Here is a 21,678-nt window from a genome sequence, read left to right on the forward strand (position 1 = left end):
GGCGGCAGCGCGCGATTTACACCTTTTCGGTGCTTGGCTTGCCAGCCAGGCAAGCCGGCGCTGGGCCCTATACCCGACCACCGCTCGATGACACGCGAGGTACGGGGAGATGAGGAACAGGCTCTAAGACCCGATGCGCAGCGTAGCGCTGCCCTAGCTGCTGCTTGATCGGCCAATGCGCGTTTGTACTCGGACACTCTGCGCTGGCACAAATCGTGCTGCCATGCGCTGCACAAGCTCATTTGGCTATTATCGGATTGGGTAGCGTCCCTATGCTTACCGGCCCGAACCCAGCGAACTCCGACCTTCACCGAGCCTTGGCGCCCAGCGCCTAGACTGGACGATTGGTCAATGCGCGCGCGTCACCACTAAATACAGTGGCGCATCGGCGGGAGGGATCTGTGCACCGGTGAAAATTGCGGCGGGCGCCGCAAACGGTGCTGATACGCGAATTTCGACCGTCCAAAGCTTTGTTGCTGCTTCGCAGAAATTATTGCAAAGGAAAACGATATAAATGGAGAGGCAGATCACATTAACGGCACCGGCTCGCTTGCGGCGAGCGCTGGCTGTACTGTGGATTTGTCTGACGTTGATCGGATCGGCGCATGCCTTCGCGTCCGCACCGCTGAACGGCGCCTGGCGTCCCGTCATGCTCGGCGACACGCCGCAAAGCGTGATGCAGGAATATCGCGGTGGCCAGTTCAAAAGCTTTGAGCCGTCCATTCTTCAGCGATTTCAGGTGAACGCGCTCGGCAGCTGGGTGGTGATCGCGGCCGAGCCTCCCTGGGACAACAGCGAACGCATGCTGAGCATCTACCCGCCGCCGCTGGGTAAAGTGACGGTGTATGGGCAGGATCAGGTCACGGCGCTGGCGCTGGACGATTTTTCAGCGTCGACCCACGGCCATGGTCGGCTGGCCTGGCGCGTGCCACTGACCCAGGCAGCGTCGGCCCCTATCCTGCTTAAGTTCGAACCGTCCGCGATCGCCAGTGCGCCGGTGCGTTTCGAGATACAACCGTGGAACGATTATCTGCGGCAGGACGCGCAGTGGCTGGTGTTCGCCAGCGCCAGCTTTGCGGTGATGCTGTCGATGGTACTGATGGCGCTGTGCTTCGCGCTGATGCTGCGCGATATCACCTTCGCCTGGTACGCCGGTTTTATCCTCTGCTACACGTTTATCCAGGGCATCCAGACGGGCTTTCTTTTTCACCCGCTGGAGTGGCAGTGGTTGGCCGGCATGGGCATGACAAGCGGCGCAGTGGCGGTTGCGCTATCCGTTGCCTTCGCCTCGCTGTTCATGATGCGTTTCTGCGCGCTGCGCAAGCGCGCGCCGCTGCTGCGCGTGCCGGTGATTGCGCTCGCCGTCGGCATGGGTCTGCTGGTGGTGATGCGCTTGAGCCATCTGACGCTGCTGATGGAAACGGCACAGATTCTGCTCAACCCGATGCTGATGCTCGGCGCAGCGCTGCTGCTGATTTCCGCCCTTGTCGCGGGCTTTCACGGCTCGCGCCAGGCATGGTTTTTTCTGATCGGATGGACGCCGCTGCTGCTGCTTACCGCGATGACCAGTGCCCAGGCCAACGGCGCACTGCCCAGCCTGGACTGGCTCAACGACGCCAGCCTCGCCGGGGGAGCGTTCGAGGCTATCGTGCTGTCGCTCGGCCTGGCCGATCGCGCGCTGCGGCTGCGCCACGATCGCGACAAGGTGCGCGTGCTCGCCGATCACGATGCGCTGACCAATACCTTCAATCGTCGGGCCTGGAGCGAACGCGCCAATGCGATGCTAAATTCAGGCGAACCGCGTCCGATCGCGCTGCTGTTTCTCGATCTGGATAATTTCAAGCTGCTCAACGACTGCCAGGGCCACAACGCCGGCGATCGCGCGCTGGTCGCCGTATCCCGCGCGCTGAGCGCGGAGCTGCGCCCCACCGATATTCTGGGCCGCTACGGCGGCGAAGAATTCGTCGCATTGATCGACGACACCACCGAAGAAAACGCGATGCTGGTCGCCACTCGCCTGTGCCGGCGCGTGCATCGGCTGGAAATTCCGGTCAACGACACGTTCATGCTCAGCGCCAGTATCGGCGTGGCCATGCGGCGCGAAGGCGACGACGTGGAATCGCTCGCCGAACGCGCCGACCAGGCCATGTACAGCGCCAAACTCAGCGGACGAAACCAGGTCTGCTTTTACGGCCACATCAAACCCGCGAAGGCATCGACACACTCGAACCTGCACGTGGTGGAAAAACGCCGCAAAGATATCTGAGTTTTTTCGCAGCGATACTCGCTACCGCGTAGCCAGCAACGTTGCCGCTGCCACTACCTCGTCCTCGCCCGGCAATACCAGCAACGCGGCACCCGCCAGCGGCGTAAACGTATCGGCGCCGACGACGCGATGCATCGGCGTGGCGCCACAGCCGCCTTCGACGATGGCCGCGATCACGCCTTCGCCCACGCCCGCGCTGCGGCGCCCCTCGTCCAGCACGAGAATCCGTTTGGCCGTCCGCGCCTGTTCGGCGATAAACGCGTTGTTGAGCGGCGCCAGCCAGCGCAGATCGACCACGCGAATCTGCCACCCGTGGTTTGCCTCGATCGTCTTCGCCGCGCGCAGCGCCATCGGTACGCCGTTGCCGAAGGTGAAGATCACCAGATCATCGGCCGGCTCGTTGTACACGCGCCCCTCGCCCAGCGTCATGGCCTGATCCAGCGAAGGATAGGCAAACTGCCACTGGCCGTCGCCGGCCTCGTACAAGTCCTTGGTCATGTACAGCGCAATGGGTTCGAGGAAGGCACAAACCCGGCCATCGACCTTGGCCAGCGCCATCATCGTACGCAGCATCATCGCCGCGTCGTCGCCGCGGCTGGAGCAGCCGACCACGAGCCCGGGAATATCGCGCAGCGCGGTGATCGAGTTGTCGTTGTGGAAATGGCCGCCGAAACCTTTCTGGTAACCGAGCGATGCCACGCGCATCACCATCGGATTGCGGTACTGGTCGTTGGAGAAAAACTGCAGCGAGGCCGCCTCGCCGCGAATCTGGTCGCAGGCGTTGTGGAAGTACGCCAGATACTGAATCTCCGGCATCGGCAGCATGCCCATATTGGCGTAGCCCTGCGCCAGGCCCAGGATCATCGTTTCGTCCAGCAGCGTATTGAACACGCGGCTGCCCTTGAACGCCTTGTTGAGCCCCTTGGTGACCGTGTAGACACCGCCCTTCTGCGCCACGTCCTCGCCGAACAGCAGCGCCTGCGGGTATTTGGCCAGCAGGTCGTGCAATGCCTGATTGATCTGGATGGCCAGATGCCGTGGCGGCTGGTTCTCCGGCAGCTTCGCTTCGCTGCCGAAGACCGCAAGGCGCTTGTCGGCGTAGTCGGCACGCGTGGCTTCCGCGGCGACAGCCTCCGGCGTATACGGCGCCAGCGGTTTCATCACGTCCGCCAGCGAGGTCAGACGGGGTCGCGCATCGGCATCGGCGGCGGCGGCAAAGCAGCGCTTGCGGGCGGCTTCGTAGAGATTGAGCAATTCGTCCTTGCTGTATAGCCCGGATTCCAGCGCGATGGCGGCCGACCGCAGCAGCGGATCGGTCGACTCGACGCTGACCAGTTCCTCGATACTGCGCCACTCGATCTCGAAATCGGTACCCGCATGGCCCATCACGCGCGTGGTCTTCAGGTGCAGGAAGGTCGGGCGGCGCGTGTGGCGGCAGTGTTCTACGGCGCGCTGTACCTGCGCATAGCCTTCGGCCAGATCCAGCCCGTCGGCAAAGAAATAGTCGAGGTTGGAACGATGCTGGAAATTGCTGGCGACCCATCCGGTCGGCGTCTTCACCGAGATGCCGATGCCGTTGTCCTCGCACACGAACAGCACCGGCGCGGGGAGCTTCTGGTAGGCCGTCCATGCCGCAGCGTTGAACGCGGTTTGCGCGGTGGCGTGATTGCTCGACGCATCGCCGAACGAGCAGACGGCGATGCTGTCGTCGGGAATCGGCAGCGCGTGGCCGATACGCCGCGCCTGCTCGATCGCCACGGCCGTGCCCAGCGCCTTGGGCAGGTGCGAGGCGATGGTCGAGGTCTGCGGCAGCACCCACAGCGGCTTGCTGCCCCACACTTTGTGCCGACCACCGGAGGCCGGATCGTCCTTGCTGGCGGCAAAGCTCAGCGCCGAATCCATCACCGGATCCATGCCCGGCAGCTTGCGAAAGCGCTCGGCCATGAACCCGCCGGAGCGATAGTGCAGAAACGCCGGGTCGGTATGCCGGGTCAACCGCGCCACCATGGCATTGCCCTCGTGGCCGCTCGATCCGATCGTGTAAAACACCTTGTTCTGCACGCGCAGCACGCGTGCCATCAGATCCAGATGCCGACTGATCAGCTGCGATTCGAGCAGCTCGCGAAAGCCGCGCGCGTCGAGCGCGCTGCCCGCCAGCACCGGCTGATCGGCCTCTGGCGCCCTGCCCGCGTCGCCCTGCCATAGCTGCACGAACTCGATAAAGTTCTGGTCGACGATCTCGGCTCGGTTGAAGCCCTTGTGGCGCGCGGCAATGGCAAACGGAATGGACATGGTCTCGATATCGGAAAAAAGAAGGGGTACGACGGTTGGATCAGTGTTGCAGCGGCGAATGCCCGGGCTGCGCTTTCACATGCGCGAGCCACGCCGATACGGATGGATAGACGGCCAGATCGAAACCACCGTCGGCCGCACAATGGGTGTAAGCGTAGAGCGCGATGTCGGCGATGCTGTAACGATCGCCCGCCAACCACGCGTGCGATACGAGATGAGCCTCCATCACGGCCAACGCTTTTGCGCCTTGCGCATGCAGCTTCGGCAGTTCGACCTGACGGGAATGATCCGCCGGCAGATAAAGCGAGATAAAACGCGCCACCGCGATATACGGCTCGTGGCTGTACTGCTCGAAGAAAAGCCACTGCAGCGTCTGCGCACGCAGCCACGCGTCGCTCGGCAACAAGGGCGTGCCCTCGGCGAGATAGCACAGAATCGCATTGGACTCGGCCAGTCGGCGACCGTCGTCGAGCTCCAGCAACGGCACCTTGCCGTTGGGATTCTTGGCCAGATATTCCGCGGTGCGGGTTTCGCCTTGTGTACTGTCGACCTCGACCCAGCGATAGTCTCGACCTAGCTGATCGAGCAGCAATTGCAGCTTGTAGCAGTTGCCGGACGAGCGCTTGCCGTAAATCGTAATCATTCGCCAACCTCGCATAGAGTTTTTAGCACAGCCATGCGCGCACGATCCTTGGGACGCCCGAAGCCGTCGAGTACACGAATCTGCTCCGCGATCGCCGGCACCGGAACGGACAGTCCGGCGATGCTCACGTGCACGATCCGGTCTATCCGCAGCGGCATCCAGCCATCGGGTCCAAAAACCTCGAGGCCGCCCATCACTTCCACCGGCAGACCCACAAAACGGTAGCGTGCGAAGCGCGATCGAAAGCGCTCCGCGCCATCCGGCCGGTGCACCGCATCGTGCTGCCGTTGCCAACGGTCGCGCAACGCGTCCGCATCCCGGACGCTGGTCAGCAGGTCCAGATCCGCCACGCTGACGTCGGCGCCGACCAAGCAGGCGGCCGCGCTGCCGATCACGCCCCAGGGATCGCGACAGCGGCTGCGCAGGTCCGGAAGCACAGCCGCCAGTGCTGCGTGCAAGGACTCCATCGTCGAGTTGCCCCTGTTGCACTCAGCCGTGGGCAGGACGCTGCTGCCACTGTTCGCACCCATGGCTTCATATCCCGCTTCACGACGCATGAGCGACGCGCTCCGCTTCAGAACGCGTTGATGCCGGTCAGCTCCCGACCCACCACTAGCTCGTGCACGGTTTCCGTACCTTCATAGGTGATCACCGACTCCAGGTTCAGCGCGTGGCGGATGGCGCCGTGCTCGGTGGTGATGCCGGCGCCGCCGAGCAGGTCGCGGCACTGGCGCGCGATGTCGATCGCCATGCGGCAGTTGTTCCACTTCGCCAGCGACACCTGGGTCGGCTGCATCTTGCCGGCATCCTTTAAACGACCGAGCTGCAGCGACAGCAGCTGCGCCGTAGTGATGCGGCGGGCCATGTCGGCCAGCTTCAGCTGCACGGCCTGATTGGACGACAGCGGTCGGTCGAACAGCTTGCGTTCCGCGGTGTAGTCGAGCACTTCCTTCAGGCAGGCCTGGGCGGCGCCGATCGGCCCCCAGGTGATGCCGAAGCGCGCCTGGGTGAGGCAGCCCAGCGGCCCCTTCAGGCCTTTGACGTTGGGCAGGCGCGCGCTGTCGGGCACGCGCACGCCGTCGAAGAACAGCGCCGAGGTCACCGACGCGCGCAGGCTCATCTTTTTGTGAATTTCCTGCGCCTTGAAGCCGGCCGTGTCGGTCGGCACCACGAAGCCCTGGATGCCGTCCTCGGTCATCGCCCAGACGATGGCGATATGCGCGAGGTTACCGTTGGTGATCCACATCTTGGCGCCATTGATGACCCAGTCGCCGCCGTCCCTTTTGGCATTCGTCTTCATATTGGCCGGATCGGAGCCGCCGTGCGGTTCGGTCAGGCCGAAGCAGCCGATGATCTCGCCGGCGGCCATACCGGGCAGATACTGGCGCTTCTGCGCCTCACTGCCGTAGGCGAAGATCGGATACATGCACAGCGAACTCTGCACCGAGGCAAAGCTGCGCAGGCCGGAATCGCCGCGCTCGAGTTCCTGACAGATCAGACCGTAGCTGACGCTGTTCATACCGCCGCCGCCGTATTCCTCGGGAATGGTGGCGCCCAGCAGGCCCAGGCCGGCGATTTCGGGAATCAGCTCCTTCGGAAACCGCGCCTGATCGAAGCAGTCGCCGATGATCGGCAGCACCCGTTCGTCGACGAAGCGGCCGACGGAGTCCTGCACCATGCGCTCCTCGTCGGTGAGCAGCGAACGGACGTCGTAAAGATCGAGCGGATCGAGGCGCGTGGCCATGGCAAAGGTCCAAAGTGATCAGGCAAGTCCCCTAGTGTAGCGGGGACCGGGATGAGGGTCACCGGCAGCGACACTGACGACAGGTGTCGGGAAAGCCTGCTGTATCAGGGACTGGAAGCTTTTGAAAATAGCTGGCCGGTCGCTCGGGCGCCAAACGCCACGGCCGGCGCAAACAAAGCTTCCATCCATCATCGAAAAAGGAGTTTTCCATGCGCCCCATCCTCTACGGACTGATGCTCGCCGTACTTGCCCTGACCTCGCGTGGTGCCGTTGCGGCGCCGCCGGCCGCCCCAGCGGCCGCAAGCAGCGCCCAATATGTCGATCTCGACAGCTACCTGACCAGCGATGCCGACATCAACGCCTGGTACACCATCACCAGCCAACTCAGGAAAAACTTCGACGACGTCTGCGGCGATACCTTCTGTGAAGGCGATTACAGCAACATCCAGTCGCTCGACTACCGCTGCTCGGTCGACACCACTACCGGCGTGATCGGGCGATGCGTTTGGGTTTTCGCCGCCAGCAATGAAGAAGTGAACGCGAAAACCGGCAATTTCACCGTCGACAACCAGCACTGGCGCTGCCGCAGCCCGCTGGCGCCAAAGACCCACGTGGCGGACCTGATCGCCGCGTTGAATGTAAGCAACCCGATACGCGCGATTCTTCCCGGCAGCAGCCAGTCGATCTATGACGGGCTGGTCGACTGTCTCTGAGGCAGTTCGGCACGTCGGCAGCTGCCGACGTGCCGGTATCGAATCGATTCGAAATCGGCCCAACCTGCATGCGGCGGTCACCGGAAACGGGGATACTGTGAACATCCCCGTTTCGAAAAGCCGCAAAAATGTACAAAGGTGTGCTGCTCGGCTTCATGGCGTTCGCGGCCTATGCCATGAGCGATGCGTTCGTGAAGCTGCTGCACGGCTCGCTGCCGTCGTATGAGGCGGTATTCTTCGGCGCGCTGCTGGGCCTGACCGCCCTGCCTTTCATCAAGCGCAAGAGCGATCGCTGGCGCGAAGTCATTATCGCCAAGCGGCCAAGCCTTTGGCTGGTGCGCGCGGTGTTCGGCGCGATCGGCAGCACGTCCGCCGTCATGGCCTTTACCGCGCTGCCGATGGCCGAGGCCTTCGCGCTGATCTTTTTGATGCCGATCTTCGTCACCGTACTGTCGGTGATCTTTCTGAAGGAACATGTCGGCTGGCGCCGCTGGTCGGCGGTGATCGCAGGGTTTGTCGGCGTACTTGTGGTACTTCGGCCTGGATTTCGCGCACTGGGCGTCGGCCACCTTGCCGCGCTGATCTGCGGTCTTTCCGGCGCCATCTCGATGATTGCGTTGCGCATGACCGGATCACAGGAAAAGCGCGTCACGCTCTACGGTGCCGGCGTAATCGGACCGCTGCTACTTACCGGCATACTGATGCTATGGGATTTTCGCTGGCCGCAATGGCGGCAGTGGATGCTGCTGCTCGGCTATGGACTGCTTGCCGCCCTGGGCGCGGTACTTCTGATGCTCGCCACGCAGAAGTCGCCGGCCAACCACGTGGCACCGACCCAGTACAGCCAGATGCTGTGGGCCGTCGCGTTCGGCTACCTGCTATTCAACGATCCGCTGGACTGGCCAATGCTGATCGGCATCGTGATCATTCTGGGCTCGGGACTGTTCACCTTCGTGCGGGAGTACAAGGTCACGCGCTGGTGGCGACGTACCAAGGTCGTTTGACCGCCGCTCTTGCACCAACCCCGTATAAGTATGGGTCCAGATAACGTCGATTGCCGTTGCCTCCATGGCAATACCGGCGAACGAGTTCCGGAATCCTGCACATACACAAGCACCAGGCTTTTCAGCCCGATGCCTGATTAAAGGCTTGCCGACTCAGAGCTTTTTGGCCATCGCCAAATGCTCGTCGAGCGTGGGCAGCGTCTGCGCGGCAAACGACTTGAGATCGTCGTTTTTTCCACTCGTCGACTCTTTCTTGAACAGCGCGACGGCCTCAATGTGATCTTTCAACATCATCGACGAATAGGCCTTGTCGAACGCTGCGCCATTGAGGGTTTCAAGCTTGGCCAGCGCTTTTTGCTGCGCAGGCATCGGCGATGTGGACGGCGCAAATCCATCTTTCTGCGCCACCGCGGAAAGCTCATCGCCTGCCTTGGTGTGATCGGTCACCATCCTCGCCGCAAAGCTTTTCACCGCCGCCGACTGCGCACGGGAATCCGCCAGCTTGCTTGCCTGAACTTCGGTCATTCCGGCCGCCGAGGCTTTTGCGACAAAGGCGGTGTCCTGTTTCGATACAGCGGGCGCAGTGTCGGCAGCGGCCTGGGCCATGGCCAGCGGGCTGAGTACCAGCGCGCCGAGCATCGTGAGCGTTCCGACATGTTTCCGTGTGATCTGCATGAGCGAGCTCCCGCGTTGAAGTGGACTTTCATCGTGGGCGCGCCGCCGTGACGATCCGGTGTCGGTTTCATTTATGCCGAAACAACAAACGGATGTGGCAAAACAGCGGTAACCACGATCGACGATCAGCCGCGGTTGCTGACCCCGTGCGGCACATGCCCGGTAGCCACATGCATGCGTGCCGACTCCACATTGGCCGGCGAGTCGTCGAAAAAGATATCGGCGCCAAAGGCGTCCAGAAACGGCCCCTTGTCTCGACCACCGAGGAAAAGCGCCTCGTCGATGCGCACGCCCCACTTGCGCAGGGTGAGAATCACGCGTTTGTGCGCTGGAGCGGAACGCGCTGTGACCAGTGCCGTGCGAATCGGCGAATCTTCGGCGGGAAACGCGGTCTGCAATCGATGCAGCGCGGTGAGAAAGCCCTGGAACGGCCCTACCGACAGCGGCTCGGCCGCGTGCTCGGTTTCGCTGCGATGGAAGGCTTCGAGCCCCTCTTCGCGCGATACCCGCTCGCCCTCGTCGCCAAAGATCACCGCATCGCCGTCGAAGGCTATGCGCAGCTGCTCCGACGCACGCGGCGGCGCAGTGCTGGGCAGGATCGTGGCCGCGGCCACACCGGCCGCGAGCGCGCGACCGACGTCTTCGGCATTGGCGGACAGGAAAAGATCGGCCTTGAACGGCGCGATGTAGTCGGACGTCGGCGCGCCACTGGTGAACGCGGCGCGGCTGATCTCCAGCCCGTAATGCTGGATCGCATTGAAAATGCGCAGCCCGGTATCGCCGGAATTGCGCGACAGCAGGATCACTTCCACCGGCGGCACGTTGCCGGCCAGCTTGTTGAGGCCGAGCAATTTCTGCACTAGCGGAAACGCTACGCCGGGCTGAAGAATCTCGTTCTCGTGGTCGATCTGGAAGTTGCGATACGCGTCGAGCCCGTCGCGCTCGAACAGCGCGTGACTGTCGCCGAGGTCGAACAGCGCGCGAGAAGAGATCGCCACCACCAGGCGTTTGTCGCTTGCCGCACGCGCATCGTGTGCGCCCGCCATGGCAGGATCGGCCTCGGGCATATCGTCTGGTGCAATGGATTCGTTCACGGATGGCAGCATCGCTTGATCCGTAGCGGATCGTTGATTTCAATCTAGCATGCAGCCTGGGTTATTTCGTAAGCGCCGTTGATTTAGCCTCTCGCATTCAACGATGGCCAGCCTCGCGCTGACGATTATTCCGCCGATGCAAACTGCTCGTCGAGAATGCGCTGTTCGAGGTTGTGCTCGGGATCGAACAGCAGGCGCACGCCTTCGCCGCCCGACTGGCGAATGGCCACCGTCAGTACGTCGCGCACCTCGTGAAAGTCGGCGGTGGCGCTGACCGGTCGCTTGCCCGGATCGAGCACACGCAAGATCACTTCGGTGCGATGCGGCAGGATCGCGCCGCGCCAGCGGCGCGGGCGGAACGGGCTGATCGGCGTCAGCGCCAGCACGTTCGCATCCAGCGGCAGGATCGGCCCGTGCGCGGAGAGGTTGTAGGCGGTGGAGCCGGCCGGGGTGGACACCAGAATGCCGTCGCAGACCAGCGTATCGAGCTTCACGATGCCGTTGAGCTTGACCTCCAGATGCGTGGCCTGGTTGGTCTGGCGCAGCAGCGACACCTCGTTGAACGCCAGTGCCGAATGCTCCTTGCCGCTGACGTCGGTAACTTCCATCTGCAGCGGAAACAGCGACGCGGTGTGCGCGCGCGCCACCCGCTCGGGCAGCCCATCGAGCACATGCTTGTTCATCAAAAACCCGACGCGGCCCAGCTTCATGCCGTACACCGGCACATCAAGCGCGTGCCAGTCGTGCAACGTACGCAGCATGAAACCGTCGCCGCCGAGCGCCACGATCAGCTCGGCCTGTTCCGGCGGCACGTCGCCATAGCGCTCCACCAGTTTGCGTCGCGCCTGCTGGGCGATGCTGGTATCGCTGGCGACGAAGGCAAAGCGCATGCGGATCTACCCGGCAATCAAGTGAGAGGAGAGTACACAGCATGAAGGCGCAAGACCATGCCGGCTCCTGCGCCTTCATGACCGAGCTGCACCGAGGTGACAGTTCGATGGCTGACGATCCGTTAGCCGATCGGCACCTGCGCCAGCTGTGCCAGACGACGCACCGCGACCGAGGCGATCGGATAATCCGCGTTCTGGGTCAGGATCTCCGCCAGCATGCTGCGGGTGTACTGCAACGTGGCGTTGTCGCGCTGCAGCCACGCCTGCACGGGCGAAACGTCCGTGCGGTCGCTGGCCAGGGCGAGCACCTGCGAGGCCAGCGCGCGATGCTGGTGGTTCAGCTCGTCTAGCAGCGAGCCGCGCGCCTGCGCATGCCAGTGACCCTCCACCGGCAGGGCCTCGATCTGGTCGCGCAGCCATTCCAGATCCAGCGCCTCACCCAGCTCGTAGAAAACCTGCGCGACCTTGGCGATCGGACGACCGCTGAGCTGAGCCACTTCGACCATATCCAGCGCCGCACGCAGCACCGGCATGCGCGCCAAACGCAGCGCCAATTCGGCCGGCAGGCCCAAGCCTTCCCACTTCTCCTGATTGCCAGAGAAGTCGCCCTTGCCGGTCGGCGTCAGCACGTCGGGCAGCGCCTGACGCAACTCGGACACGCCGGCCTGATAACGCTCGACGTTGTCGGCGATATCCAGCGTGCCGCCGGGGCGGTTGAGCAGCCAGCGTGTGAGGTGACGCAGCAGCGACCAGATCTGCATCACCGCATCGATCTGCGTGTCCTCGGCGACCTGGCTGTCGAGCGCTTCGATCTGCGCCCACAGTTCACGCGCGTCGAGGATTTCGCGCGCCGCCGTATACGCCTTGGCAATCGCAGCCGGGCGCTGGCCGGTGTCCTCCTGCATGCGCATCATGAAGGTGGCGCCCATGCGGTTGATCGTCGAGTTCGTTACCGCCGTGGCGATGATCTCGCGCTTCAGGCGATGGCGCTGCATGTGCTCGGCGTATTTCTGGTGCAGCGGCTCGGGGAAGTAGCGCACCAGCTCCTTCGACAGATACGGATCTTCCGGGACGTCCGAATCGAGCAGCTGCTGATACAGCTTGATCTTGTCGTACGACAGCAGCACCGACAGCTCGGGCCGGGTCATGCCGACGCCGCGCGTCTTGCGCTCGGTCAGCTCGGCCTCGCTGGGCAGGTTTTCCACCTGGCGATCGAGCAAGCCTTCGGCTTCCAGCGTGCGAATGAAATGCGCCAGCGAGCCGATGCGGCGTACCGACTGGTGCTCCATCAAGGTGATCGCCTGGTTCTGTCGGTAGTTGTCGAACAGCACCAGCTGACCGACCTCGTCGGTCATCGCGGCGAGCTGCTTGTTGCGCGCATCCTCGCTCAGCTCGCCGCGCTGGACTGCGTCGTTGAGCAGGATCTTGATGTTGACCTCGTGATCGGAGGTGTCCACACCGGCGGAGTTGTCGATGAAGTCCGTATTGAGCAGCACGCCGTGCTGCGCCGCTTCGATGCGACCCTTCTGGGTCATGCCCAGATTGCCGCCCTCACCCACCACCTTGCAGCGCAGTTCGGCGCCGTTGACGCGCAGCGCGTTGTTGGCGCGATCGCCGACGTCCGCGTGCGTCTCGCTGCTGGCCTTGACGTAGGTGCCGATGCCGCCGTTCCACAGCAGGTCGACCGGCGCCTTGAGGATCGCGCTGAGCAGATCGGTCGGCGCCATCTGCGCTACGTCCGCCTTGATGCCGAGCACGGCGCGCACTTCGGGCGTCAGCGGAATCGACTTGGCGCTGCGCGGATAGATGCCGCCGCCGGCGGAGATCAGCGAGCGGTCGTAGTCGTCCCAGCTCGAACGCGGCAGCTTGAACATGCGCTCGCGCTCGACGAAGGACGCTTCGACGTTCGGATTCGGGTCGAAGAAGATATGGCGGTGATCGAACGCCACCACCAGCTTGATATGCCGCGACAGCAGCATGCCGTTGCCGAACACATCGCCCGACATATCGCCGATGCCGACACAGGTGAAGTCCTGCGTCTGGCAATCGCGCCCCAACGAACGGAAGTGGCGCTTGACCGACTCCCAAGCGCCCTTGGCGGTGATGCCCATGCCCTTGTGGTCGTAGCCGTTGGAGCCGCCCGACGCAAACGCATCGCCCAGCCAGTAGTTGTGTTCGATCGAAATCGCGTTGGCGATGTCGGAGAACGTCGCGGTGCCCTTGTCGGCGGCGACGACGAGGTACGGATCGTCCGCGTCGTGGCGCACCACGTCGTGCGGGTTCACCACCTTGCCTTCGATCAGGTTATCGGTAATGTCGAGCAGGCCGTTGATGAACAACCGATAGCAGGCAATGCCCTCGGCCAGCTGCGCATCGCGATCGCCGCCGACCGGCGCCTTCTTGACGAAGAAACCGCCTTTGGAACCGACCGGCACGATGACCGTATTCTTGACCATCTGCGCCTTGACCAGACCCAGCACCTCGGTGCGGAAATCCTCGCGCCGATCGGACCAGCGCAGGCCGCCGCGCGCGACGGCGCCAAAGCGCAGATGAATGCCTTCGACGCGCGGTGCGCAGACCCAGATCTCGCGATACGGCACCGGCTTGGGCAGCTCGGGCACCTTGTGCGAGTCGAGCTTGTAGCTGATGTAGCCGCGATGCTCGCCGTCCCAGCGCTGGAAGAAACTGGTGCGCAAGGTCGCGCGGATCACCGCCACGAAGCTGCGCAGAATGCGGTCTTCGTCGAGGCTGGCGACGTTTTCCAGCAGCACGCCGATGGCGTCCTCGAGCACCGTCACCTGCTCGGCGCGCGGCAGCGACAGCGCGCTGGCCAGGTCGGTGATCAGATGCGGATGCGCGTCCTGCACGGACGCCGGAATCAGCGCCGCCATCTCGACCACTAGCGTGTCGCTGGACGCCTTCAAGGCATCGGCCGACAGGCTCTCGCGCTGCGGATCGAACTTGGCCAGAAACAGTTCGACCAGCAGGCCGGCAATCGCCGGATACTGGTTGAGCGTGTCCTCCATGTATGTCTGCGAGAAGGTCGCGCCGGCCTGCAGCAGGTATTTGCAGTAGCCGCGCAGCATGGCGATCTGCCGACAGCTCAGCTTGGCGCCGAGCACCAGACGATTAAAGCCGTCATTCTCGGCGTTGCCGCGCCAGATTTGCTCGAACGCATCCTCGAACAGCGCGCCAACCTGCTCGACCGTAAAGGTCAGCTTGCCTGCCGGCTGCACTTCGAAATCCTGGATCGACAACGGCGTCGGATCGCTGGGAATTTCATAGACATGCTCGGTCAGCACGCGCAGGCCGAGGTTCTCCAGCTGCGGCAGCACTTCGGACAACGCGATGTCGCCACCGCTGCGATAGACCTTGAAACGCAGCGTTTCCGGCGCCTGCGGCGGGTGATAGAACGACATGCGCAGTACGTTGTCGCCCTGCAGCAGCGAGAGCTGATGAATGTCTTCCGCGGCGACCTTGGGCGCCACGTCCTCGACATAGCCGGCCGGCAGCAGCCGCGTGTAGCGATTGGCCAGCACCACGCCCTGATGATCGCCGCGCTCGCGCACCAGCGCGTCGCGCACCTCGTCGTGCCAGTTGCGCACGATGGCAGCGACCTTTTGTTCTAGCTCGACCAGATCGTAGGAGAACTCATCGCCGATCTTCGGCCGCACCACGATCGTGAGCTGCGCCAGCGCCGCTTCACCGAGCAGCACGGCCGACTCGCTCTGCTCGCCGTGCAGGGCCGCACCCAGCAGCGCCGCGATACGCTCGCGCACCGTGGTGTTGAAACGGTCGCGCGGCACGAACACCAGGCAGGTAAAGAAACGGCCGTAACGATCGCGGCGCACGAACAGCCGCGTACGCGCGCGCTGGCGCAGTTCGAGAATGCCCATGGCGGTTTCGAACAGCTCGTCTTCGGTACTCTGGAACAGTTCCTCACGCGGCAGCGCCTCGAGCACATGCCGCAGCGACTTGCCCGAATACGAATCGCGCTTCAGCCCCGAACGCACCAGCACCGCTTCGACGTTCTGGCGCACCAGCGGCACGTCCTGCGGTCGCGCCATATAAGCGTTGGTTGAAAACAAGCCCAGGAAGCGCTGCTCGGCGACCGGGCGACCGTCGGCATCGAACTTCAGCACGCCGATGTAATCCATGTGGCCGGCGCGATGCACCGGCGAACGTGCGTTGGTCTTGGTCAGAATGATCGCGTCGGTGGCACCGGACTGCGGCAGCTCGCTGCCGGTCAGCGAACGCAGCGAGCGCGGCGCGATCGAGCGCTCCTGCTTGTGCAGCAGGCCCAGACCCGAGGCATCGATGGCGCGCAGCTCTTGCTCGCCGTCAGCCTCGGCCACCTCGTATTCGCGATAGCCGAAAAAGGTGAAGTTGTCATCGGCAATCCAGCGCAGAAACTCGCTGGCCTCGTGCACCGACGCCGCATCCAGCGGCAGGTTGCGCTGCGGCAGGTCGTGAGCAATGGCCAGCGCCATATCGCGCATGGCGGCCCAGTCGGCCACGACCGAACGCACGTCGTCCAGCGCCGCTTCGACGGCAGCCTTCAGCTGCGCCTGGGCAGCCTCATCGGCCACACGGTCGATCTCGAAATGCATCACAGACTCGGGCCGGCGCGTCGGCGCGGTGTCCGATTCGTCGCAAAGCTGCAGCAACTTGCCCGATGCGTCGCGCTCCACCGTCATCACCGGATGGATGACCGCGTGGATCTGCACCGTCTCGGAAAGCACCATGCTGGTGGTGTCGATCAAAAAAGGCATGTCGTCGGTGACGACCTGCAGCAGGCTGCGACCCGCCGAACCTTGCTCCGGGTTCACGACGCGAACGATGGCATGCCCGGGCGGCCGCTGCTGCGCGAACACCAGCAAGCTGGCAACCAGCTCGGCCCACTGGGCTTGTGTATGCATGTCGGCGTCGCTGCCGGCAAGGCGGGCAAAAAAGGCCTGACAGAACACCTTCGCCTCCGCGAGACGCTCCGGCGGCAGACCGGCGTTTTTCAGTTCCTCAAAAACCACGGACGACAGGGAGTGATCGTTAACCGCGTGAATCGCATTCATGGCATCTACTAATGAGTGGAAACAGGAAAAGGGGGTAAAAAGCCTCGGAAGGATACGCCCCGCATGTGACCGAATCCATCTGCACTGCAACGTTTGCACCATGCGATTGCGCATGGATTCATACCCGATCGTGCAGGCATGCTGGCTGTTGCCTTGGCCCATGCAACACCGGCACGCTGCGGTTGGCCGAGCTTGCCGAGCACATGCACGTTAGCTCGCGCATGCCGAGGAAAGCGAAAGCGCCATGCGACGTTGGTGGAATCGCCATGGATCCGGCCATCCCAAGCCGGAAGCTTCAGCAGGGTCGCCTCGACGCCGCAGATCATGCGGCTGTGCGCAAGATTGCTCAGTTCCCGGCCATCTCTTTCAATGACTGGTGTTGAACGGCAGTTAAAAGTAAACTGTTCGGTATAGTAGTGTTTCGGGTACCTCGGATTCGCTTCAGTGAGCCGGGGTAGTTGCCGGTGAGGCTGCCGCGAGCGATGAGTCTCCAACGGCGTCAGACCTTGCCTTTCACGACATTTGAATCAGCAGAATCGCAATGAATCGACCCTTCGCCTCCTCTGCTGCGCCGCAATAAATCTCCCTAAACCTCCCATTTCGATCAAGCAAGTTCTGGAGCTCACATGAAGTCCTCGTTACTGCGCACACCGGCGTTGTGCCTGGCCCTGCTGGCGATCGCCGCCTGCGGCAAAGGCAATGATCAGCAGCAGCAACAGCAACAACAGCAGCCACCGCCGGAAGTGGGTGTCGTGAAGGCAGAGCCCACCAATTCGCCGCTGACGCGCGACCTCGTAGGTCGCCTGTCGCCGTACCGTTCGGCCGACGTGCGCGCTCGCGTGGCCGGCGTGCTGCTACGCCGGGTTTACGATGAGGGCACCGACGTCAAGCAAGGCCAGGTACTGTTTCTGATCGATCCGGCACCGCTGAAGGCCGCGCTCGATTCCAGCCTCGCCGCGCTGGCGCAGGCCCAGGCTACCTACACCAACAACAAAGTCGCCGCCGAGCGCGCTCATTCGCTGGCGCCCAGCGGTTACATCTCGAAATCGGACCTGGACACCGCCGATGCGAACGAGCGTACGGCTGCCGCTGCCGTGCAGCAGGCACGCGCCAACGTGCAGACCGCACGGATCAACCTGGGCTACGCCAGCGTGCGTTCGCCGATCGACGGTCGCGCCGAGCAGCAGCAGGTCACCGAGGGCGCGCTGGTCGGTCAGAGCGACGCCACGCTGCTGACCACGGTCGACCAGATCGACCCGCTGTACGTCAACTTCACCCTCAGTGCTAGCGAACTGGAGAAGATGCGCGCCGCCCAAACCAGCGGCGGCGTGACTCTGGCCGATCCGAACACTGCCGCGGTCCAGATCGTGATGCCCGATGGCAGCCGCTACGCGCAACAGGGTACGCTGGACTTCTCCTCGGCCACGGTCGATCCGACCACCGGCTCGATCAACCTGCGTGCGAAGGTGCCCAATCCGCAGCACAGCCTGCTGCCGGGTCTGTACGTGACGATCAAGGCCGATCTCGGCGAGCAGCACAATATTTTCCTGGTGCCGCAGCCCGCACTGCAGCGCGACACCACCGGCGCTTACGTGATGGTGGTGGGCGACGACGGCAAGGTCGTTCGCAAGAACGTTTCGGCCGACCAGGCCGCCGGCAGCAACTGGGTGGTGACCAGCGGCCTGAAGACCGGCGATCAGGTCATTGTTTCCGGCCTGCAGACCGTGAAGGAAGGCGCACCGGCCAAGGCGCAGCCGTGGCAGCCGGGCCAGGATGCTGGTGCAAATCCGCCGGGTCAGCCCGGCAACCAGCCAGCCGCAGCACAGGGCGGCAAAGCCCCGTCCAGCAAGCAGTAACGGAGCCCGATCATGCCGAGTTTTTTCATTGACCGCCCGATTTTTGCGTGGGTGGTAGCGATCCTCATCACCCTCGTCGGCACCCTCTCGGTGCTGAACATGGGTGTGGAGTCGTACCCGAATATCGCGCCGCCTCAGGTCACTGTCACCGCCACCTACCCCGGCGCCAGCGCGGACACGGTCGAGAAGACCGTGACCCAAGTGATCGAACAGCAGCTGACCGGTATCGATCACCTGCTGTACTTCAGCTCGTCCTCCAGCTCCAACGGCTCCGCCACGGTGACGCTGACGTTCGAGACCGGCACCGATCCCGACATCGCCCAGGTGCAGGCCCAGAACAAGGTCTCGCTGGCCACGCCGCGACTGCCGACGGAAGTCACCCAGCAGGGCGTCATCGTCGCGAAGAGCAATCCCGACTTCCTGATGTTCCTGGCGCTGATCTCGGACAACCCGTCGATCGACGGCGATCGCCTCAACGATATCGTGTCGTCGCAGGTGCTCGACCAGATCGGCCGTATTTCCGGCGTGGGCAACACCCGCCAGATCGGTTCCGAGTACGCCATGCGCATCTGGCTGAACCCGGACAAGCTGCAGGGTTACGGCCTGTCGGCATCGGCGGTGCAGAGTGCCATCTCCGCGCAGAACGTGCAGTTCGCCGCCGGCTCGCTTGGTTCCGATCCGGCCGCCAACGGCCAGGGCTTCAGCGCCACCGTGTCGGCCGAGGGTCGTTTCTCCTCGCCGGAGGAATTCGGCAACATCATCTTGCGCGCCAACAACAACGGCACCGTGGTGAAGCTCAGCGACGTAGCGCGCATCACCTTTGGCCCGCAGACTTACGGTCTGGCCGCCACCTATAACGGCAAGCCCTCGGGCGCCTTCGGCGTGCAGCTGCTGCCGGGCGGCAACGCGCTGGACGTGGCGACGGCCGTGCGCTCGAAGATGGACGAACTGGCCAAGTCGTTCCCGCCGGGCGTGCACTACATCATCCCGTACGACAGCACGCCGTTCGTCAAGATCTCGATCAAGGAAGTGGTCGAGACGCTGGTCGAGGCCATCATCCTGGTCTTCCTGGTGATGCTGATCTTCCTGCAGAATTTTCGCGCGACGATCATCCCCACCCTGGTCATTCCGGTCGCCCTGCTGGGCACCTTCATCGGCCTGCTGCCGCTGGGCTTCACGATCAACCAATTGACCTTGTTCGGCATGGTGCTCGCGATCGGTATCGTGGTGGATGACGCGATCGTGGTGATCGAGAACGTCGAACGCATCATGACCGAGGAAGGCCTTTCGCCGAAGGACGCGACGCGCAAGGCGATGGGCCAGATCACCGGCGCTATCGTGGCCATCACCGTGGTGCTGGCGGCGGTGTTCGTGCCGTCGGCGTTCCAGCCCGGCGCCTCGGGCGTGATCTACAAGCAGTTCGCGCTGACCATCGCCGTGTCGATGGGCTTCTCGGCCTTCCTGGCGCTGTCGTTTACGCCAGCGCTGTGCGCGAGGTTCCTCAAGCCCACGCACGAGGAAAAGAAGAACTTCATCTACCGCGGATTCAACAAGGGTTTCGATCGCGTCAACAAGACCTATACCGGCCACATCGGCAGCGCGGTGAAACATGCGCCGCGCTGGATGATCGTGTTCGTGGTCATCTGCGTGCTGGCCGGCGTGCTGTTTTCACGCCTGCCTACCAGCTTCGTACCCAGCGAGGACCAGGGCTTCGCACTGGCGATCGTATCGCTGCCGCCGAATGCCTCGCTGCAGCGCACCGAGGGTGTGATGAAGCAGATTCGCGACACCCTGCTGAAGGACAAGACCAACGTGGCCGGCGTGTTCCAGATCTCCGGCTTCAGCTTCGTGGGCTCCGGCGAAAACACCGGCATGGCCTTCATCAAGCTCACCGACTGGGCCGATCGAAGTACTACCGCCGATGAATTCATCCAGCAGGCCAACGGCAAGCTGCACGGCATTCGCGATGCGCAGGTCTTCGTGGTCAACCTGCCGACGATACGAGGCCTGAGCCAGTTCGGCGGTATCGACATGTACCTGCAGGCGCGTGCAGGGCAGTCGCGCGACGAGCTGACCAAGGCACGCAACACCGTGCTTGGCATGGCCTCCAAAGACAAGACGCTGACCAGGATCCGTCCCAACACGCTGGAGGATGCGCCGCAGCTGAACCTCACCGTGGATCGTGTGCAGGCGCAGTCGATGGGTCTGTCGGTCAGCGATATCTACACCGCCATCCAGCTCACTCTGGCGCCGGTGTACATCAACGACTTTGCCTATGGCGGCCGCGTCAAGCGCGTCTACGTCGAAGCGGATCAGCAGTACCGCATGGACCCGAACGCGTTTCAGCACATTTTCACCCCGAGCACGCTGAGCAGCACCAGCAGCACGTCGGCGACGTCGAGCTCGACCAGTTCGAGTTCGACCAGCTCCGGCAGCACATCGACCAGCAGCACGAATCCGTACAACATGATTCCGCTGGCCAGCGTGGTGAAGGCGACGTGGGGCATGGCATCGCCCGCACTGACCCGCTACAACGGCTACTCCGCGGTGGAAATCGTGGGCGACGCCGCGCCGGGCTATTCGACCGGCCAGGCCATCACCACGATGGAGCAGATCGTCGACCAGCACTTGTCGAAGGATTACGGCTACGACTGGACAGGTCAGTCGTATCAGGAGCTGCTCTCGGGCAACTCCGCCACCTTGCTGATGGTGCTGTCGGTTGTGATCGTGTTCCTCTGCCTTTCGGCGCTGTATGAAAGCTGGTCGATTCCGGTGGCCGTGTTGCTGGTGGTGCCGCTGGGCATGCTCGGCGTGGTGGTGTTCGAAATGCTGCGCGGCCTGCCCAACGACATCTACTTCAAGATCGGTCTGATCACGGTGATGGGTCTGGCAGCCAAGAACGCCATTCTGATCATCGAGTTCGCGGTGGAGAAGCAGGCCGAAGGCAAGACACTGCGCGAGGGCGTCATCGAAGCGGCCCAGCTGCGTCTGCGCCCCATCCTGATGACCTCGCTGGCCTTCATCCTGGGCGTGTTCCCGCTGTTCATCTCCACCGGTGCGGGCGCCAATTCGCGTCACGCCATCGGTACCGGCGTGATCGGCGGCATGCTGTTCGCCACCATCCTCGGCCTGCTGCTGATTCCGGTGTTCTACGTCAGCGTGCGTCGTCTGCTGGGCGAAAAGCTCGATGGCGACGGCAAGGACGGCAAGCACGAGTCCGGCAAGAGCGGTCCGAAAGACGGCGAAGACATGAAGAAACTGCCGCCGCCGGATCCCGATCCGTATCGCGGCGGCTAACATCGCCGAGTAGAAACCACAAAAAAGCCCCGGCATGCCGGTAATGCTGTTCACTTAAGCATTGCATCGTAGCCAAGGCGTCCCAAGAATCCGGCCTTCACCTGTTGAAGGCCGGATTTTTTTGTGTCCCTGCAA

14 protein-coding genes are annotated in these 21,678 nt (G+C 63.3%); 5 read left to right on the plus strand and 9 right to left on the minus strand.

All coding sequences use genetic code 11. The features are described 5' to 3' along the window. Positions 1-348 precede the first annotated feature (348 nt). The gene (locus tag HDE78_RS20980; RefSeq protein WP_255457576.1) at positions 349-651 is read right to left on the minus strand and encodes a hypothetical protein; all 303 of its coding nucleotides are present in this window, start codon (positions 649-651) and stop codon (positions 349-351) included. Here HDE78_RS20980 and HDE78_RS03380 point away from each other — a divergent pair. Next, the gene (locus HDE78_RS03380) at positions 650-2,266 is read left to right on the plus strand and encodes a diguanylate cyclase (protein WP_255457577.1); all 1,617 of its coding nucleotides are present in this window, start codon (positions 650-652) and stop codon (positions 2,264-2,266) included. The two genes, HDE78_RS20980 and HDE78_RS03380, sit on opposite strands and share 2 nt — an antisense overlap. Positions 2,267-2,287: 21 nt before the next feature. On the opposite strand, the gene HDE78_RS03385 is transcribed toward HDE78_RS03380, so the two are convergent. From HDE78_RS03385 to HDE78_RS03400, 4 genes are read right to left on the minus strand one after another with little or no spacing between them, the layout of a single operon-like run. Next, a complete protein-coding gene (locus tag HDE78_RS03385) occupies positions 2,288-4,558 on the minus strand; it encodes a thiamine pyrophosphate-dependent enzyme (protein ID WP_179477072.1) in 2,271 nt (756 codons plus the stop codon). A 40-nt stretch (positions 4,559-4,598) separates the two neighbouring features. Next, positions 4,599-5,201, minus strand: coding sequence for a glutathione S-transferase family protein (locus tag HDE78_RS03390; protein ID WP_179477073.1), 603 nt, complete (start codon positions 5,199-5,201; stop codon positions 4,599-4,601). Next, positions 5,198-5,758: a hypothetical protein gene (locus HDE78_RS03395; protein WP_255457578.1), complete on the minus strand. Its 561-nt coding sequence runs from the start codon at positions 5,756-5,758 to the stop codon at positions 5,198-5,200. Before HDE78_RS03395 ends, HDE78_RS03390 begins: the two co-directional genes overlap by 4 nt. 17 nt (positions 5,759-5,775) lie before the next feature. After that, a complete protein-coding gene (locus HDE78_RS03400; protein WP_179477074.1) occupies positions 5,776-6,945 on the minus strand; it encodes an acyl-CoA dehydrogenase family protein in 1,170 nt (389 codons plus the stop codon). A 209-nt stretch (positions 6,946-7,154) separates the two neighbouring features. On the opposite strand from HDE78_RS03400, the gene HDE78_RS03405 reads away from it, so the two are divergent. Next, positions 7,155-7,658 carry a hypothetical protein gene (locus HDE78_RS03405; protein ID WP_179477075.1) on the plus strand — a complete coding sequence of 168 codons (504 nt, stop codon included), beginning with the start codon at positions 7,155-7,157 and terminating at the stop codon, positions 7,656-7,658. Positions 7,659-7,786: 128 nt separating this feature from the next. Continuing rightward, a complete protein-coding gene (locus HDE78_RS03410) occupies positions 7,787-8,662 on the plus strand; it encodes a DMT family transporter (protein ID WP_179477076.1) in 876 nt (291 codons plus the stop codon). Between the two features lie 153 nt (positions 8,663-8,815). Here HDE78_RS03410 and HDE78_RS03415 read toward each other — a convergent pair whose 3' ends face one another. The 4 genes from HDE78_RS03415 to HDE78_RS03430 form a co-directional block, all read right to left on the minus strand. After that, positions 8,816-9,337, minus strand: a complete 522-nt coding sequence (locus HDE78_RS03415; protein WP_179477077.1) for a DUF4142 domain-containing protein — start codon at positions 9,335-9,337, stop codon at positions 8,816-8,818. Positions 9,338-9,462: 125 nt separating this feature from the next. Beyond that, complete coding sequence (locus HDE78_RS03420) at positions 9,463-10,383, minus strand: 5'-nucleotidase (RefSeq protein ID WP_179477139.1); 921 nt, start codon at positions 10,381-10,383, stop codon at positions 9,463-9,465. Positions 10,384-10,556: 173 nt separating this feature from the next. Next, on the minus strand, positions 10,557-11,321 hold the full coding sequence (locus HDE78_RS03425) for an NAD kinase (RefSeq protein WP_179477078.1): 765 nt from the start codon (positions 11,319-11,321) through the stop codon (positions 10,557-10,559). A gap of 122 nt (positions 11,322-11,443) precedes the next feature. Then, positions 11,444-16,390 (minus strand): NAD-glutamate dehydrogenase domain-containing protein, encoded by a 4,947-nt coding sequence (locus HDE78_RS03430; RefSeq protein ID WP_179477079.1) that lies wholly within the window; start codon positions 16,388-16,390, stop codon positions 11,444-11,446. Between the two features lie 626 nt (positions 16,391-17,016). Between HDE78_RS03430 and HDE78_RS03435 the strand changes: the two genes are divergently transcribed. After that, positions 17,017-18,246 (plus strand): efflux RND transporter periplasmic adaptor subunit, encoded by a 1,230-nt coding sequence (locus tag HDE78_RS03435; RefSeq protein ID WP_179477080.1) that lies wholly within the window; start codon positions 17,017-17,019, stop codon positions 18,244-18,246. Positions 18,247-18,258: 12 nt separating this feature from the next. Then, positions 18,259-21,543, plus strand: coding sequence for an efflux RND transporter permease subunit (locus HDE78_RS03440; RefSeq protein ID WP_179477081.1), 3,285 nt, complete (start codon positions 18,259-18,261; stop codon positions 21,541-21,543). Positions 21,544-21,678: the final 135 nt, after the last annotated feature.

The organism is Rhodanobacter sp. K2T2 (genome assembly GCF_013408815.1).
Lineage (GTDB): Bacteria > Pseudomonadota > Gammaproteobacteria > Xanthomonadales > Rhodanobacteraceae > Rhodanobacter.